The 15,702-nt window shown below is 68.2% G+C and carries 14 protein-coding genes; 9 read left to right on the top strand and 5 right to left on the bottom strand.

The features are described 5' to 3' along the window. Window positions 1-133: 133 nt before the first annotated feature. The 4 genes from AC07R7_RS15450 to AC07R7_RS15435 all read left to right on the top strand — a co-directional run bounded on the left by AC07R7_RS15450 (window position 134) and on the right by AC07R7_RS15435 (window position 4,887). Entirely contained in the window at window positions 134-1,420 is a 1,287-nt protein-coding gene (locus tag AC07R7_RS15450; RefSeq protein WP_494635786.1) for a pyruvate dehydrogenase complex dihydrolipoamide acetyltransferase, read from the top strand. A gap of 24 nt (window positions 1,421-1,444) precedes the next feature. Further along, window positions 1,445-1,921: a glutathione peroxidase gene (locus AC07R7_RS15445; RefSeq protein WP_494635785.1), complete on the top strand. Its 477-nt coding sequence runs from the start codon at window positions 1,445-1,447 to the stop codon at window positions 1,919-1,921. Between the two features lie 83 nt (window positions 1,922-2,004). Next, window positions 2,005-3,405, top strand: a complete 1,401-nt coding sequence (lpdA, locus tag AC07R7_RS15440) for a dihydrolipoyl dehydrogenase (protein WP_492885176.1) — start codon at window positions 2,005-2,007, stop codon at window positions 3,403-3,405. Between the two features lie 18 nt (window positions 3,406-3,423). Continuing rightward, window positions 3,424-4,887: a DUF6880 family protein gene (locus AC07R7_RS15435; RefSeq protein WP_494635784.1), complete on the top strand. Its 1,464-nt coding sequence runs from the start codon at window positions 3,424-3,426 to the stop codon at window positions 4,885-4,887. A gap of 67 nt (window positions 4,888-4,954) precedes the next feature. Here the strand turns inward: AC07R7_RS15435 and AC07R7_RS15430 are convergent, their stop codons facing one another. Further along, complete coding sequence (locus AC07R7_RS15430; RefSeq protein WP_494635783.1) at window positions 4,955-6,508, bottom strand: AMP-binding protein; 1,554 nt, start codon at window positions 6,506-6,508, stop codon at window positions 4,955-4,957. A gap of 104 nt (window positions 6,509-6,612) precedes the next feature. Then, entirely contained in the window at window positions 6,613-7,653 is a 1,041-nt protein-coding gene (locus tag AC07R7_RS15425; protein ID WP_494635782.1) for an alpha/beta fold hydrolase, read from the bottom strand. Window positions 7,654-7,736: 83 nt separating this feature from the next. Here AC07R7_RS15425 and lipA point away from each other — a divergent pair, with 83 nt between their 5' ends. Next, entirely contained in the window at window positions 7,737-8,714 is a 978-nt protein-coding gene (gene lipA, locus AC07R7_RS15420) for a lipoyl synthase (RefSeq protein ID WP_492838458.1), read from the top strand. A gap of 6 nt (window positions 8,715-8,720) precedes the next feature. Next, on the top strand, window positions 8,721-9,182 hold the full coding sequence (locus AC07R7_RS15415) for a type II toxin-antitoxin system RatA family toxin (RefSeq protein ID WP_492885183.1): 462 nt from the start codon (window positions 8,721-8,723) through the stop codon (window positions 9,180-9,182). Window position 9,183: 1 nt separating this feature from the next. Here AC07R7_RS15415 and AC07R7_RS15410 read toward each other — a convergent pair whose 3' ends face one another. Genes AC07R7_RS15410 through AC07R7_RS15400 form a run of 3 tightly spaced genes read right to left on the bottom strand, consistent with a single transcriptional unit; the run spans window position 9,184 to window position 11,976 of the window. Further along, window positions 9,184-10,299, bottom strand: coding sequence for an FUSC family protein (locus AC07R7_RS15410; protein WP_492885185.1), 1,116 nt, complete (start codon window positions 10,297-10,299; stop codon window positions 9,184-9,186). After that, on the bottom strand, window positions 10,299-10,790 hold the full coding sequence (locus AC07R7_RS15405) for a CinA family protein (RefSeq protein WP_492885187.1): 492 nt from the start codon (window positions 10,788-10,790) through the stop codon (window positions 10,299-10,301). The genes AC07R7_RS15410 and AC07R7_RS15405 overlap by 1 nt, the downstream gene beginning before the upstream one ends. Before the next feature lie 37 nt (window positions 10,791-10,827). Continuing rightward, window positions 10,828-11,976 (bottom strand): bifunctional 2-C-methyl-D-erythritol 4-phosphate cytidylyltransferase/2-C-methyl-D-erythritol 2,4-cyclodiphosphate synthase, encoded by a 1,149-nt coding sequence (locus AC07R7_RS15400; RefSeq protein WP_494635780.1) that lies wholly within the window; start codon window positions 11,974-11,976, stop codon window positions 10,828-10,830. A gap of 99 nt (window positions 11,977-12,075) precedes the next feature. Between AC07R7_RS15400 and dusB the strand changes: the two genes are divergently transcribed. Genes dusB through AC07R7_RS15385 form a run of 3 tightly spaced genes read left to right on the top strand, consistent with a single transcriptional unit; the run spans window position 12,076 to window position 15,634 of the window. Next, complete coding sequence (gene dusB / locus AC07R7_RS15395) at window positions 12,076-13,083, top strand: tRNA dihydrouridine synthase DusB (RefSeq protein ID WP_494635778.1); 1,008 nt, start codon at window positions 12,076-12,078, stop codon at window positions 13,081-13,083. Then, the gene (locus tag AC07R7_RS15390) at window positions 13,080-14,210 is read left to right on the top strand and encodes a two-component system sensor histidine kinase NtrB (RefSeq protein WP_494635777.1); all 1,131 of its coding nucleotides are present in this window, start codon (window positions 13,080-13,082) and stop codon (window positions 14,208-14,210) included. Before dusB ends, AC07R7_RS15390 begins: the two co-directional genes overlap by 4 nt. A 2-nt stretch (window positions 14,211-14,212) precedes the next feature. Beyond that, on the top strand, window positions 14,213-15,634 hold the full coding sequence (locus AC07R7_RS15385) for a sigma 54-interacting transcriptional regulator (protein ID WP_492885195.1): 1,422 nt from the start codon (window positions 14,213-14,215) through the stop codon (window positions 15,632-15,634). Window positions 15,635-15,702 lie beyond the last annotated feature (68 nt).

The following is a 15,702-nucleotide window of genomic DNA, read 5'->3' as shown; positions in this document are numbered from 1 at the left end:
GCCCTTGCTCCAGACGGGCAGGGGCCGCATCGTCTCGGCCAATGAATTCATCCCGTTTCAAGCGGGGTATCGCGGACGGCGCCCCAGCACACCATGGGCCGACACAGTCCCGAACGATTGAGGAAAAAGCTCAATGTCGATCGACATCCTGATGCCCGCCCTGTCGCCCACCATGGAGGAGGGAACCCTCGCCAAGTGGCACGTCAAGGTCGGCGACACCGTCAAGGCCGGCGACGTGATCGCCGAGATCGAGACCGACAAGGCGACGATGGAAGTCGAAGCCGTCGATGAAGGCGTCGTCGAAGCCATCCTGGTCGACGCCGGGACCGAGAACGTCAAGGTCAACGCCCTGATCGCCAAGCTGGCGGGCGAGGGCGAAAGCCCCGCGCCGGCTCCGAAGGCTGAAGCGCCCAAGGCCGCCGCCGCTCCGACGCCTGCCGCCGCGCCCGCAGCGGCCCCGGCTCCCGCCGCGCCGGCGCCGGTCGCCGCCGACGGTTCGCGTGTCTTCGCCTCGCCGCTGGCCCGCCGCCTGGCTTCGGCCGCCGGCCTGGACCTGAAGGGCATCAAGGGCACGGGTCCGCACGGCCGCGTGGTCAAGACCGACGTGGAAGCCGCCAAGTCGGGCGCTCCGGCCGCCAAGGCTGCGCCAGCTGCGGCGCCCGCCGCCGCCGCTCCGGCCGCCGCCGAGCCGCGCAAGGTCCAGTCGCTGGAGCAGATGGGCATCCCCGCCGGCTCCTACGACCTCATTCCGCTGGACGGCATGCGCAAGACGATCGCGCGCCGCCTGACGGACAGCTTCCGCGACGTGCCGCACTTCCCGCTGACGATCGATCTGGAGATCGACGCCCTGCTGGCCGCGCGCGCCAAGATCAACAGCCTGCTGAGCGACCAGGGCGTGAAGGTGTCGGTCAACGACATCATCATCAAGGCCGTGGCCGTGGCCCTGAAGCGCGTGCCGGAGGCCAACGCCTCCTACACGCCGGAAGGCATCGCCATGCACAAGCATGCCGACATCGCCGTGGCCGTGGCCATCGACGGCGGCCTGATCACCCCGATCGTCCGCGCCGCCGAGACCAAGGGCCTGGCCCAGATCTCGGCCGAGGTGAAGGATCTGGCCGCTCGCGCCAAGTCCAAGAAGCTGAAGCCCGAGGAATTCCAGGGCGGCACCTTCTCGGTCAGCAACCTCGGCATGTTCGGCATCAAGGCGTTCGCCTCGATCATCAACGAGCCGCAGGGCGCGATCATGAGCGTCGGGGCCGGCGAGCAGCGTCCGGTGGTCAAGGACGGCCAACTGGCCGTGGCCACCGTGATGACCGTGACCCTCACCTGCGATCACCGCGTGGTCGACGGGGCTATCGGCGCCAAGTTCCTGGCGGCCTTCAAGCCGCTGATCGAAGAGCCGCTGACCCTGATCGTTTGATCTGGTTCAGGGCTGGAGGCGAGCATGTCGGTCTACGATTATTCGGCCAAGACGCTGGACGGCCAGGACGTGAGCCTGGCCGACTATCGCGGCCAGGTGCTGCTGATCGTGAACACCGCCAGCAAGTGCGGGTTCACGCCTCAGTACGAGGGCCTCGAGACGCTCTACAAGGCCTACAAGGATCGCAGCTTCACAGTCCTTGCCTTCCCCTGCAACCAGTTCGGCGCTCAGGAGCCGGGAAACGCCGAGGAGATCGCGAACTTCTGCTCGCTGACCTACGACGTGACCTTCCCGGTGATGAGCAAGATCGACGTCAACGGCGCCGACGCCCACCCGCTCTACCGCTACCTCAAGAAGGAGCAGAAGGGCCTGCTGGGCACCGAGGCGATCAAATGGAACTTCACCAAGTTCCTGATCGGCAAGGACGGCGAGGTCGTCGAACGTTTCGCGCCGACCGTGAAGCCCGAAGACCTCAAGGTCGCGGTCGAGGCGCTGCTTTAGTTTCTCCCGGATCGGCTCGCGGGCCGATCGATCTAGGCCGTCCGGCTTCCCACGGACGACGTCCAAGCTAGGGTTAGATGAACATGTCCACGGAATTCGATGTCGTCGTCATCGGCGCCGGTCCTGGCGGCTATGTGGCCGCGATCCGCGCCAGCCAATTGGGTCTGAAGACGGCGATCGTCGAGCGTGAGAACCTGGGCGGCATCTGCCTGAACTGGGGCTGCATTCCCACCAAGGCCCTGCTGAAGTCGGGCGAGATCTTCGAACAGCTGTCGCACCTGGACAGCTACGGTCTGTCGGTCGAAAAGCCGGCCTTCGACTTCACCAAGATCATCGAGCGTTCGCGCGGCGTGGCCAAGACCATGTCGGGCGGCATCGCCTTCCTGATGAAGAAGCACAAGATCGAGGTCATCGAGGGCGAGGCCAAGCTGGAGAAAGGCGATCCCGCGCCCAAGCTCGTCATCGCCCTGAAGGCCGGCGGCAGCCGTACGGTCCAGGCCAAGAACGTCATCCTGGCCAGCGGCGCCCGCGCTCGCGAGATTCCGGCGATCGGCGCGGTCTCGGACGGCGACAAGATCTGGACCTATCGCGACGCCCTGGCGCCCAAGACCATGCCCAAGTCGCTGGTCGTGATCGGCTCGGGCGCCATCGGTATCGAGTTCGCCAGCTTCTACCGCGCCCTGGGCGCCGAGGTGACCGTCGTCGAAGCCCTGGACCGGATCATGCCGGTCGAGGACGCCGAGGTCTCCAAGGCCGCCCAGAAGGCGTTCGAGAAGCGCGGCATCAAGTTCCGCATCGGCGCCAAGGTCAGCAAGGTCGAGAAGACCAAGGACGGCGTCTCGGTCACCGTCGACGTCGGCGGTAAGATCGAACAGCTGACGGCCGAGAAGTGCATCGTCGCCGTCGGCATCGCGCCGAACAGCGAGGGTCTGGACGCCGTCGGCCTGAACCTGGATCGTGGTCACGCCGTCACCGACAAGCACGGCAAGACCAATGTCCCGGGCCTCTACGCCATTGGCGACATCGCCGGCGCGCCCTGGCTGGCCCACAAGGCCAGTCACGAAGGCATCCACGCCGCGGAGGCGATCGCCGGCTACAAGACCCCGAACGTTCACTCGCCGATTCCGGGCTGCACCTACGCCAATCCGCAGGTCGCCTCGGTCGGCTACACCGAGGCCGGCGCCAAGGCGGCCGGTATCGAGGTCAAGGCGGGGCGCTTCCCGTTCAAGGTCAATGGCAAGGCCGTGGCCGCGGGCGAGACCGAAGGCTTCGTGAAAACCGTATTCGACGCCAAGACCGGCGCCCTGATCGGCGCCCACATGATCGGCCACGAAGTGACCGAAATGATCCAGGGCTTCGTCACGGCCATCACCCTGGAAGCGACCGAGGAAGATCTGCACGGCATCGTCTACGCCCACCCGACCATGTCGGAGGCGATGCACGAAGCCGCTCTGGACGCTTACGGCCGAGTCCTGCACATCTAGGGCGACCTAGGAGACTGGATGGCGCGCAAGGCCGCGACGACGACGGATGATGCTTCGGACAAGGTGAAGCCGGCCAAGGCCCGGAAAGGATCGAAGACGACCCTTTCCGAGGCCAATCTGGTCGACCTCGGTCCTGAGCGCCTGGCCGCCATCCTCCTCGACCTGTCCAGCGACAGCCACGTCAAGCGCGTGTTGCGGCTGGAACTGTTCGCCGAGTCGAACACCGAAGGCTTGGCGCTGGAGATCTCCAAGCGCCTGACGGCGATCGGCAAGTCGTCGTCTCGCATCAACTGGCGCAAGCGCGCGGCCTTCGCCAGAGACCTCGACCTGCATCGGGGGATGATCGAGCGGTTGGCGCAGGACGACGCCACCGCGGCGCTCGATTTGATGCTGGACCTGCTGGATCTGGCGACGCCGACCCTGGATCGCCTCAGCCAGGCCGAGGGGCCCATCGGCGACGTGTTCCTGGCCGCTCGCGACGGGGTCGGCGCGATCGCCGCCGGGGCCATGCCGGATCCGATTGTCCTCGCCGACCGGATCGCCAACCTGCTGCGTCGCGACGACTACGCCCAGTTCGGACCCGTGGTGAACGCGTTGGGACCCTTGCTTGGCGAGAAGGGGCAGGCCCACCTCCGCGAGACCTTGGAAAAGCTGCTGGCCGCGCGCACCATCCGCGACGCTCGCAGCGGGATCTACAGGGACGCCCTGCGCCGGTTGGCCGACGCCAGCGGCGATGTCGACGCCTTCGAGGCGACCTTCGCGCCGGAGCTGCGCCGTACGCCCCTGGTCTCGGCCGAGATCGCGCGCCGCTTGCTGGAGGCCGGGCGCGCCGAGGACGCCTTGGCGACCCTGCATGCCGGCGCGCCCGGTGACCAGCGCGGCCGTCACCAGAGCTCTCTGGAGGAGCGCGACGCCTGGGAAGAGGCGATGCTCGACGCCCTGGAGGCCACCGGTCACCACGAGGAGGCCCAGAAACGCCGCTGGGCGGAATTCGAGCGCACGCTGTCGATCCCGCGTCTGAGGACCTATCTGAAAGGCCTGCCGGACTTCGACGATGTCGAGGCCGAGGATCAGGCCAAGGCGGTCGCCAAGCGTTTCCCGCAGTTCGACAGGGCGCTGGCGTTCCTGGTCTCGTGGCCGGACCTGATGGCCGCCTCACGGCTGGTGCTGGCCCGCGCCGGCGAGATCAGCGGCGCCGACGACACCCTGATAGCCGAAGCCGCGCGCCGGCTGGAGGGCGCCTATCCCATGGCCGCGACGCTGCTGCTGCGCGCCTCGATCCAGTACGTGCTGACCTACGGCGTCGCGGCGCGCTACGCGGAGGCCGCCCGTCAGCTGCTGGAGGCGGAGTCGCTGTCGGTCATGATCGGCGACTACGGCGAGTATCCCGATCATCAGGCCTTCGTGGCCGACCTGCGCGCCATGCATGGCCGCAAGCAGGGCTTTCGGGCGGAGCTCGAAGCCCTTGGAAGCGTGCTCTAGGCAGCGCCCAAAGTCCTTGGGACAGGAACGTTCCGGCGAAGCTTGATCAGCTTCGCCGGATTTCGACCTAGGCGGCGCGCGCGTCGGTTTCCGCCATCCGCTGGATGGCGACATAGTCGGTCTTGCCGCTGCCCAGAACGGGCACTTCCTGCACCTTGAGAATCTTGCGCGGCACGGCCAGTTCGGGCGCGCCGATCGTCTGGGCGTGGGCGACCAGCGAGGCCACGGCGGCGTCGGGACGGTCGGTGACCAGGATCAGTTTCTCGCCCTTCTTCTTGTCGGGCATCGAGATCACGGCGTGACGGCCGTCGGGCCACACGGCCGAGGCCAGGTCCTCGGCGGCTGTCAGCGAGACCATCTCGCCGCCGATCTTGGCGAAGCGTTTCACGCGGCCCTTGATCGTGATCCACAGGTCGTCGGTCATGGTGACCACGTCGCCCGTATCATGCCAGCCGCCTTGGGGCGCGTCGACGCCGCCATCCTCGCGAAGATAGCCCGCCATGATGTTCGGGCCGCGCACCAGCAGCTTGCCGCCCTCAGGGATGCCTTCGACGGGCTCGATTTTCCACTCCTGGCCCGGCAACAGGCCGCCGACGGTGCCCCGTCGATTGTCATCGGGCTTGTTGACCGCGATCACCGGCGACGCCTCGGTCGCGCCATAGCCTTCCAGCACCGGCACGCCGCCGAACTTTTCGGCGATGAGGTTATGCGTCTCGTCGCGAACCTTCTCGGCGCCACAGACGATGAATTTCAGGCCCGACATCTCGTCGGGTTCGGCGGAGCGGGCGTACTGGTTGACGAAGGTGTCCGTCGCCAGAAGCACCGAGGCTCCGACGTCCTTCATCAGCGGCGGGATCTGCTTGGTGTGCAGCGGCGAGGGGTACTGGAACGCCTTCATGCCGGTCATCAGCGGCAGGATCACTCCAGCGGTCAGACCGAAGCAATGGAAGACCGGCAGCGGATTGAAGAACACCCAGGCCGGATCCAGCGCGATGTGGGCGGCGATCTGCTGGGCGTTCGACACTAGGTTGGCCTGGGTCAGCACCACGCCGCGCGGCGCGCCGAAGCTGCCCGAGGTGAACAGCACGACGCCCTTGTCCGACGGCTTGGCCGGGGCGCGGAACCGCCGTGGGAAGAGGCCCGCGGCGGCGGCGAACAGCTTGTCGCCGAAGCCGATCGTCCCGCGCACGTCTTCCAGATAGGTGACCTCGGCGTGCTCGCCGATCGCGTCGACGATGTCGTGCAGCTTGCCCAGTTCGATGAACTTGTGGGCGGTCAGCACGCGCTTGATCTTGGCCAGCTTGCAGGCGGCCTTGATGTTCCGCAAACCCGCCGTGAAGTTCAGCATGGTCGGCACGCGGCCGAAGGCGTGCAGGGCGAAAAACGTCACCACCGAACCCGAGCCCGACGGCAATAGAATGCCGACGTTCTCACCCGGCTTCGTCATGGCCGCGATCTTGCGGCCCAGTGCGAAGCTGGCGCGGATCAGATCCGTATAGGACAGAGGATTGCGGTCCTGGTCCTCCAGGATCGGCTTCTTGGCGCCATACTTGTCGCGGGCGTCGATGAGGGCGTCGAAGATGGCCTTGTGGCCAGCTTGCGCGTCGTAAGCTACCGGCATCCCGGCGAAACCTCCCCGAAGAGCGAAAGCGCGCTCCCGTTCTTAAACGTCGAGTCTGCCGGGGAAGGTCCGGTTTTGCAAGAAAGAGTCACAAACCGTGAGGGTCACCCCTTGCGAGGCAGGGCCTTGGCGGCTGTCCGGGTTCGGGTGAAATCTACGATCGCGGCCAGCCAGGCCTGGCGAACCGCGTCCGATTCCATGTGCAGGTCATGTCCCGACATCGGGTAACGGGTCTCCTGACAGGTGGCCATCGCCGCGCAAAGCCGGGTCTGCGGCGTGGCCGAAACGGCCTTGTCGTGGTCGGCGGTCAGCATCAGCGTTGGAACGTTCGTTCTACGGATGTCGTGGGCGGCGGCTTCGGAGGCGTCGAAGAACGCCGCGAACCAACCCAGGCTCCGCCCCCCCATACGCAGGTCGGGATTGGCCAGCATCCAGGCCGCCTGCACCCTGCCGCGAACCGGGTCGTGGGTAAGGCCGTCATCTGGCGCGTCCCGCCGCCAGCCGGGCTGGTCCGGGGTCTTGATCCAGCCCAAGCGAAGGAACCGCATCGCGGGGGTGAACCTGGCGAAGTCCGAGCGCGGCCGGGGCAGGGCGGTCAGGCCGAAGGCGGGGGAAGAGAGGACGAGTCCGTCCATGGCCAGGCCTTGCTGAGCGGCGCGCAGGGCCACGAGCCCGCCCTCGGAATGGCCCAGCACCACAAGCGGCATGTCGGGTCCAGGCCGGATCACACCTTTCACCAGGGCGCGTACGGCGTCGACGTCGGGATCGAAGCTGTCGACATGGCCGAGGTCGCGCCAGGGTGTCTCGCGCTCGGATCCGCCCTGGCCCTGACGCTCCAGCACCCACACCGAGAAGCCTTGCGCCGTCAGGTCCGTGACGGTCTCGAACCATTTCTCGGCGCTTTCGCCGTAGCCGGTCAGAATCAGGATCGTCGCCCTGGGCGCGACGGGCGGCGCGGTGACGCCGTAGCGCTGCACCAGGCCCTCGCCGCTGCGCACGTAGCCCCAGGCCCAGCCCTGGGGCGGGTAGAACCGCGCGCTCAGTGACGGCGGCGTCCGGCTCTCGGCGAACGGCGCGCGCGAGCCCCCGTCGCCGCAGGCGGAAACGGTCAAGGCTAGGGCGATAGCGAGGAGGCGGCGACGCATACCGGCACAGTCATTTCGCGCGTTGCTGACTTAAGCAAGATCAAGCGCTTGATCCGCGAGCCAAGAAGACCGATTTAGGCGCCATGGCCACGGTGATCGACACCCTCAAGGCTCGCGGCTCGGATGACCGGGCGGCGCGCCACCCCGAAAAGCAGAACCGCCCGGACACGCCGGTGCTTCGCAAGCCCGAGTGGCTGCGAGTCCGCGCGCCCGGCACGGGTCAATACAACGAGACCAAGGGCATCGTGCGCGAGCACAAGCTGACCACGGTCTGCGAGGAAGCGGCCTGTCCGAACATCGGCGAGTGCTGGAGCCAGAAGCACGCGACCATGATGATCATGGGCGAGATCTGCACGCGCGCCTGCGCCTTCTGCAACGTCACCACCGGCTTGCCGACCCAGCTGGATCCCGACGAGCCGCGCCGCGTGGCCGAGGCTGTCGCCAAGATGGGCCTCAAGCACGTGGTCATCACCTCGGTGGACCGCGATGACCTGCTGGACGGCGGCGCTCGCCACTTCGCGGAAGTGGTCACCGCCATTCGCGCGGCCGCGCCGAGCACCACCATCGAGATCCTGACGCCGGACTTCCTGCGCAAGGACAACGCCGAGAACGTGGTGATCGACTCCAGGCCGGACGTCTTCAATCACAACCTCGAGACCGTGCCGCGGCTCTACCTGAAGATCCGCCCCGGCGCTCGCTACTACAACTCGCTGCGCCTGCTGGACCGCGTGAAGCAGCGCGATCCCTCCCAGTTCACCAAGTCCGGCCTGATGGTCGGTCTGGGCGAAACCAAGGAGGAGGTCATGCAGGTCATGGACGACATGCGCTCGGCCGGCGTCGACTTCATCACCATCGGCCAGTACCTGCAGCCCACCCGCAAGCACGCGGCCATCGACCGGTTCGTGACGCCGGAAGAATTCAAGGCCTATGAGGCGATCGCCCGGGCCAAGGGCTTCCTGATGGTGTCGTCCAGCCCGTTGACCCGCTCGTCGCACCACGCGGGCGACGACTTCGCCAAGCTGCAGGCCGCTCGTCGCGCGCTCGACGCCCGCACCGCGTAAAAAGCCGTGCATCGTCACGTGGTCACGCGGGTGCTTCCGTACGCGCCCGAGCAACTGTTCGAACTGGTTGGCGACGTCGAGGCCTATCCGAAGTTCGTGCCGTGGATCACCGGCATGCGCACCTGGAACGGCCGCGTCGACGGCCCCATCAGCACGGTCGACGCCGAGGCCCAGGTCGGCTTCTCGTTCCTGCGCGAGAAGTTCGCCACCCGCGTCCGCCGCGATCGCGACGCGCTGAGCATCGACGTCAGCCTGCTCTACGGCCCCTTCAAGCGCCTGACCAATGGCTGGCGCTTCGCGCCCGAGGGCGACGCGACCCGCGTCGAGTTCGTGATCGACTTCGCCTTCAAGGCGGCGCTGCTGGACGCCATGCTGGCCGCCAATATCGACAAGGCCGCCAACAAGCTGATCGCCTGCTTCGAGGATCGGGCGAGGCAGATTTACGGCGCGAAGCCCGATCGTTCCTAGCTTAGTCCTTCTTGGCCACGGCTTCCTCGATCCGCTCCTCGAAGTCGCCGAGGTTGCCGAACAGGTTCTCGATCGCGAAGACCAGGCCGAACACCCGCGCGGCGTCGTCGAACTCAAGCCCGCGGGTGAGACCCTTCTGGCGCAAACCCTCGACGCAAGCCTGGAAGGTCTGGTGGACTTCGGCGAAGGCCACGCGGTCCGGACGCGGGCCGCCGGCCAGCAGGTCGGCCGCGCCGCGCAGGAACTTGGCGCTGGCCTCCAGCATGTCGGCGGCGGCCGGCGCCAGCCCCTCGGCCGGCAAGGGCTCGCGCAAGGTGCGGCCGACCATCACCGTGTCGTTGCGCAGCCGCCAGAGCGTGCGTGGAAGGGCGTCTGACACCGATCGCTCGCTGAGCTTGCTGGCGTTCTCACGATCGGCCTCGGTCATCGACGTCTGCAGCTTGGCCAGCGCCGCGCGCAGATCGTCCTGGGCCTTGAGATAGTCGGTTGGTCCCGGCGCGCCGCGCAGCATGAGAATATAGCTGTCGAGGATGTGCGCCTGCAGGCCGGCGATCTTCTGGACGCTGGTCACCACCGAGGCGTGGGCGCGGGCCGGGAAGATCAGCAGGGTGGCGGCGACGCCCACCAGGCTGCCTACCGTGATCTCGGCGACCCGCAGGCTGGCGGCGATCAGCGGGTCCATATGGGTCGTCTGGCCGATCAGCATGATCACGGCGGTGACCGGCGCGACCTTCAGCGCCGGCCGCATCGAGACCACGAACGACAGCAGCGCCACCGTCACGCAAAGGATCACGCCGCCGAACTCCGGCCACTTGGCATGGAAATAGGCCGCCACGGCGCCGGCCAGGGCGCCGACGACCGTGCCCATGAAGCGCTCCATCGAGGCGGTGATGGTCGCCCCCAGGCTGGACTGCACCACGATCACGGCGGTGAACACCGCCCAATACCCTTGCGGCAGGCGCAGCAGGGTGGCCAGGGCGAAGGCCGCGCCGACCGCGGCCGACACTCGGATCGCGTGCCGGATTTCGGTCTTGCGGGCCGCCGCGGCCTTCAGCGCCTTCTGCGAGAGGCCGGCGCCCGCGAAGCGCCGCCAGTCGCTGGGCGCGGTTTCGGGCACTAGGCCACCGCCTCGCGGAGCATTTCCAGCGCGGTTCGCACCGCCGCCAACTGCACGGCCTCGCGGGTCTCGCCGGCGAAGTGCTCGCGCCTATGGACCACGGAGCGATTGGCGCGAGCCACGGCGAAGTGGACCGTGCCAACCGGCTTCATCGGCGTGCCGCCGCCAGGACCGGCGATGCCGGTGATCGATACAGCGACATGGCCATTGCTCTCGCGCAGAGCGCCCTCGGCCATCATCCGCGCCACCGGCTCGGACACCGCGCCGTGGTCGGCGATCAGGTCGCCCGGCACGCCCAGCATCTCGGACTTGGCGCGGTTGGTGTAGGTCACGAACCCGCGCTCGAAGACGTCGGACGCGCCGGAGATCGAGCAGATCGCCCCGGCCACCAGGCCGCCGGTGCAACTCTCGGCCGACACGAGGCGAAGCGACTTGGCGCGCGCCTCGTCGATCAGCAGCCGGGCCAGGGTCTCGATTTCCAGCGGGAACATCGGCGTCTCCGGATTCGTAGGCCTTAGCTTAGACCGTTCAGGCCGGCGTCTCGACCGCCACGACGGCGGACGCGGCCAAACCCTCGCCACGACCGGTGAAGCCCATCTTCTCGGTCGTGGTCGCCTTGACGCTGACCCGGTCGAGCGGGAGGTCGAGGATCTCGGCCAGCCTCTCACGCATGGCCAACCGATGCGGTTTGATCTTCGGCCGCTCGCAGATCAGGGTCACGTCGACATTGACGATCGCCCCGCCCTTGGCCGCGACCAGCTCGGCGGCGCGCCTGAGGAACTGGTCCGAGGCCGCGCCCTTCCACTTCGGGTCGGTCGGCGGGAAGTGGTCGCCGATGTCGCCTTCGCCGATCGCGCCCAGGATCGCGTCGGTCAGGGCGTGCAGGCCAGCGTCGGCGTCCGAATGTCCGATCAGCGTCTCGTCGTGCTTGATGGCCACGCCGCAAAGCCAGACCTCTTCGCCCGGACCCCAGCGGTGGGCGTCGAAGCCCTGGCCGACTCGAGTGATGCGCGCCGCGCCGGCGAGCCTTTCAGCCATGGCGAAGTCCTCGGGATAGGTGAGTTTCATCAGAAGCGGGCCGCCCGGCGCGATAGCCACGCGCCCCCCCGCGGCTTCCACCACCTGGGCGTCGTCGGTCGGCTCGTCCCCGGCCCAGGCGGCATAGGCGGCGAGCAGAGTGTCGCGGCGCGCGGCCTGCGGCGTCTGTGCGCGCCAGAGGTGCTCGCGCGAGATCGTCATCAGGTTCTGGCCGGGCTCGCCGCGCTTGAGCGTGTCGGCGACGGGCAGGGCGGGCAGGACGGCGTCGGCGCTCTCGAGCGCCTTCAGCACGCCGTCGATGATCGCGCCGGTCAGGAAGGGACGGGCGGCGTCGTGGATCAGGACCGCCTCGTCGTCGGGACGATCGGAGAGCGCCGCGAGGCCCGACCGCACCGACAGCGCCCGCGTCGCGCCGCCACGGGCCACACGCCAGCCAGGGAGGCCATTCAGCACCTCTGGGAGCGCGTTTTCGCCGTCTTCGGTCGTTACGATGACGATTTCGGCAGCCCCGGCCGCCAGGAAGGCCTCGACCGACCAGCGCAGAACGGCTTTACCCGCCACGGGACGCCACTGCTTGGCCTGGCCCGGACCGGCTCGGCTTCCCGAACCGGCGGCGACGATCACGGCGGAAAAGGTCATGGCGGCTGTTTAGTCCGGTGGCCGCCGAAGTCTAGTCGATCTGGGCTTTACTGCGCTGCACAATGTGCCTAAAAAGAATGCTGCGGGGATGATCATAAAATGAGCAACACGCTCGAGGTCGGCGGGGTCGAAGTTCCCGGTCGGGTGTGGATCGCGCCCATGACCGGGGTTTCGGATCTGCCTTTTAGAGAAACGGCCACGGCGCTCGGCGCGCCTTACGTGGCGACGGAGATGGTGGCCAGCGCGGAGCTCGCGCGGGGGCGGCCGGATGTCGTGCGCCGCGCGGCGGTCGGCGATGGCCTGCCGCTGACCGTGATCCAACTGGTCGGCCGCGACATCGCCTTCATGGCCCAGGGCGCCCGCATGGCGCAGGAGGCCGGGGCCGAGATCATCGATCTGAACTTCGGTTGCCCGGCCAAGGAAGTCACCAAGGGCGTCGCCTGCGGCTCGGCCCTGATGCGCGAGCCTGACCTTGCCGAGGCTCTGGTCGCCGCCGCCGTCAAGGCCGTCGACGTTCCCGTGACGGTGAAGATGCGCCTGGGTTGGGACGTCGATTGCCTGAACGCACCCGATATCGCCCGCCGGGCCGAAGCCGCCGGGGCCAAGGCGATCACGGTTCACGGCCGCACCCGCAACCAATTCTACAAGGGCGTCGCCGACTGGACCGCCATCGCGGCGGTCAAGAAGGCCGTCTCGGTGCCGGTGCTGGTCAATGGCGACATCATCGACGGCGACAGCGCCCGCATGGCGCTTGAACAGTCCGGCGCCGATGGCGTGATGATCGGCCGGGGCGTCTATGGCCGCCCCTGGATAGCCTGCGCGATCGAGGCCGCGCTCGAAGGCAGGGGCTTCGCCGAGCCGGAAGCCGAAGAGCGCCTGTCCATCGCCCTCACTCATTTCCGCCGCAGCCTAGAGTTCTACGGCGAGAAACTGGGCTTGAAGATGTTTCGCAAGCACCTGGCCTCATACATCGAGGCCGCGCCCTGGCCGGAAACGGCCGAGGCGCGCCGGGCCGCTCGCGCGACCCTGTGCCGCTTGGAAGACCCCGCCGCCGTTGAGATCGCCTTGCGCGACCTCTGGCTGGCGGGCGGGAGATTAGCCGCATGACCGACCACGCCCGCGTATTCGGCGGCCTCACGCCCGAGGCCCTTAAGGCCGCCGCCTTCGATCTCAGCCCCGAGCCCGCCCTGGTGGTGGACCGCGACGGTGGGCTGGTGGCGGTGAACGAGGCCGCCGAGGCTCTGTTCGGACACGGCCTGTCGCTGTTGGCGCGCGGCCGCTTCCGCGCCGCCCTGCCGCCGGGTTCGGTGCTGGTCTCGCTGTTGGACCGTGCGATCTTCGAAGGCGCGCTGGTCCGTGAGCACGGCGTCGAGGTCAACCTGTTCGGCCAGCCGCCGTTCGAGGCCGACGGCGCCGCCGTCCCGCTGGGCGATGGTTCGGTGCTGCTAACCCTGCACGTCAAGGGCGTCCTGGGTGTCGACAAGGCCGCCGATGCGGCCGGCCTGCGCTCGGTCGTGGGCCTGGGCAAGATGTTGGCTCACGAGATCAAGAACCCGCTGGCCGGTATTCGCGGCGCCGCCCAGTTGCTGAAGACCGGCGCCAGCGCCGTCGACCAGCCGCTGGCCCAGCTGATCGTCGATGAGACAGACCGCATCCGCCGCCTGGTCGACCGCATGGAGGCTTTCTCCGAAGCCGCGCCGACGCCGCGCGAGCCGGTCAACATCCACCAGGTGCTGGACCGTGTCCGGGCGCTGGTCGCCAACGGCGTGGCCGACGGCCTGACGCTGAAGGAAAGCTACGACCCCTCGCTGCCGCCTGTGTGGGGCGATGAGGATCACCTGATCCAGGTCTTCCTGAACCTGACCAAGAACGCGGCCGAGGCCGCCCACATGCGGGGTGACGATCGCGGCCAGATCTCGATCCACACCGCCTGGCGCCCCGGCGTCCGCGTGCGGGGCGCCGACGGCAAGACCGCCAGCGGCGCCCCGATCGAGGTGAAGGTGATCGACAACGGACCGGGCGTGCCGGCCAGCCTGCGCGACCACCTGTTCCAGCCCTTCGTGACCACCAAGGCCAATGGCACGGGCCTGGGCCTGGCCCTGGTCACCAAGCTCGTCACCGCCCACGGCGGTCTGATCGATTTCGAGTCCGAGCCCGGCCGCACCATCTTCCGCGTGCTGCTGCCGGTCGCCCCAGAAATCTCGAACACTGAAACTGCCTTCGGAGACGCCTGAGCATGAACGCCGCGAGCAAGAAGATTCTGATCGCCGACGACGACAGCTCGGTGCGTCTGGTGCTCAGCCAGGCCTTCACCCGCCTCGGCTATCAGGTCCGCGCCACGGGCAACGCCACCACCCTGCTCAAGTGGGTCACGGACGGGGAGGGCGACCTGGTCGTCACCGACGTGATGATGCCGGACGAGAACGTGTTCGATGTGCTGCCGCGCATCCGCAAGGAGCGGCCCAAGCTGCCGATCATCGTGATGAGCGCGCAGAACACCCTGCTGACGGCGGTCAACGCCGCCGACGCCGGGGCGTTCGAATATGTCTCCAAACCCTTCGACCTCGACGACATCACCGCCGCGGCGCGCCGGGCCCTGTCGCGGCCGGCCGACGCCGAGGCCTCCAAGGCCCAAGCCCGCGCCATGCGCGATGAGCGCCTGCCGCTGATCGGCCGCTCGGCGCCGATGCAGGAGGTCTATCGCACCATCGCCCGACTGGTCGGAGCCGACCTGACGGTCCTGATCCTGGGCGAAAGCGGCACCGGCAAGGAGCTGGTCGCCCGCGCTCTGCACGAGCTGGGTCGCCGCCGCGACGGCAAGTTCGTGGTCATCAACCTTGCCGCCGTGCCGCGCGAGCGGGTCGAAACCGAGCTGTTCGGACGCGGGGAGGGCGACAATGGGCGCCTGATAGAGGCTGATGGCGGCACCCTGTTCCTGGACGAGATCGGCGACATGCCGTTGGACGCCCAGACCCGCCTGCTGCGCGTGATCGACGGCACGGAGCCGGTGATCAATCCCAAGACCGGTCGTCGTCCCAACGTGCGGATCATCGCCGCCACCAACCGGGACCTGCGCGGCCTGATCCAGCAGGGCTTGTTCCGCGAGGATCTGTTCTTCCGCCTGAACGTCGCGCCGGTGCGCCTGCCGCCGCTGCGCGATCGCGTGGAAGACATCCCGGACCTGGCCCGCACCTTCCTGCTGCGCGCCGCCCGAGAAGGCCTGCCGGCCAAGACGATCGATCAGAGCGCCCTGGACCGCCTGAAGACCCATCCGTGGCCGGGCAACGTCCGTGAGCTTGAGAACCTGATGCGCCGGATGTGCGCCCTCTATGCCGAGGAGCTGATCACCGCCCGCATCGTCGACCGCGAGCTGCAGGATCACACCCCGGCCGTCCGCTCGGAGGAGGGGCCGCTCACCCTGTCCATGCTGGTCGAGCGCCACCTGGCCTCGCACTTCGCCGACCAGCCCGACGGCGTGCCGCCGCCCGGCCTCTACGACCGGATCCTGGAGGAGGTGGAGCGTCCTCTGATCCAGCTGACCCTGTCGGCCACGCGTGGCAACCAGGTGCGGGCCGCCGAGATCCTAGGCCTGAACCGCAACACCCTGCGCAAGAAGATTCAGGACCTGGGCGTGGAGATGACGCGCGGTCGCCGGTAGGGCCTGCTTGAGCAGGCCCTAGTCTCGAAAAGGAGCGGAGCGCGCCGGGCGCGCTCCGTGGCGCTGAA

The sequence above is a fragment of the Caulobacter sp. GW821-FHT05F04 genome (assembly GCF_059419665.1).
Note: the sequence above shows the minus strand (reverse complement) of the source record. Positions and strands in the feature narration are given on the sequence as shown.

Coding starts and splice junctions, on each gene's coding strand:
- lipA (WP_492838458.1), top strand. CDS start 7,737: ATGGCCACGGTGATCGACACCCTCAAGGCTCGCGGCTCGGATGACCGG.
- AC07R7_RS15385 (WP_492885195.1), top strand. CDS start 14,213: ATGAACGCCGCGAGCAAGAAGATTCTGATCGCCGACGACGACAGCTCG.
- AC07R7_RS15425 (WP_494635782.1), bottom strand. CDS start 7,653: ATGCGTCGCCGCCTCCTCGCTATCGCCCTAGCCTTGACCGTTTCCGCC.
- AC07R7_RS15450 (WP_494635786.1), top strand. CDS start 134: ATGTCGATCGACATCCTGATGCCCGCCCTGTCGCCCACCATGGAGGAG.
- AC07R7_RS15430 (WP_494635783.1), bottom strand. CDS start 6,508: ATGCCGGTAGCTTACGACGCGCAAGCTGGCCACAAGGCCATCTTCGAC.
- AC07R7_RS15400 (WP_494635780.1), bottom strand. CDS start 11,976: ATGACCTTTTCCGCCGTGATCGTCGCCGCCGGTTCGGGAAGCCGAGCC.
- AC07R7_RS15405 (WP_492885187.1), bottom strand. CDS start 10,790: ATGTTCCCGCTGGAAATCGAGACCCTGGCCCGGCTGCTGATCGACGAG.
- dusB (WP_494635778.1), top strand. CDS start 12,076: ATGAGCAACACGCTCGAGGTCGGCGGGGTCGAAGTTCCCGGTCGGGTG.
- AC07R7_RS15445 (WP_494635785.1), top strand. CDS start 1,445: ATGTCGGTCTACGATTATTCGGCCAAGACGCTGGACGGCCAGGACGTG.
- AC07R7_RS15435 (WP_494635784.1), top strand. CDS start 3,424: ATGGCGCGCAAGGCCGCGACGACGACGGATGATGCTTCGGACAAGGTG.
- lpdA (WP_492885176.1), top strand. CDS start 2,005: ATGTCCACGGAATTCGATGTCGTCGTCATCGGCGCCGGTCCTGGCGGC.
- AC07R7_RS15390 (WP_494635777.1), top strand. CDS start 13,080: ATGACCGACCACGCCCGCGTATTCGGCGGCCTCACGCCCGAGGCCCTT.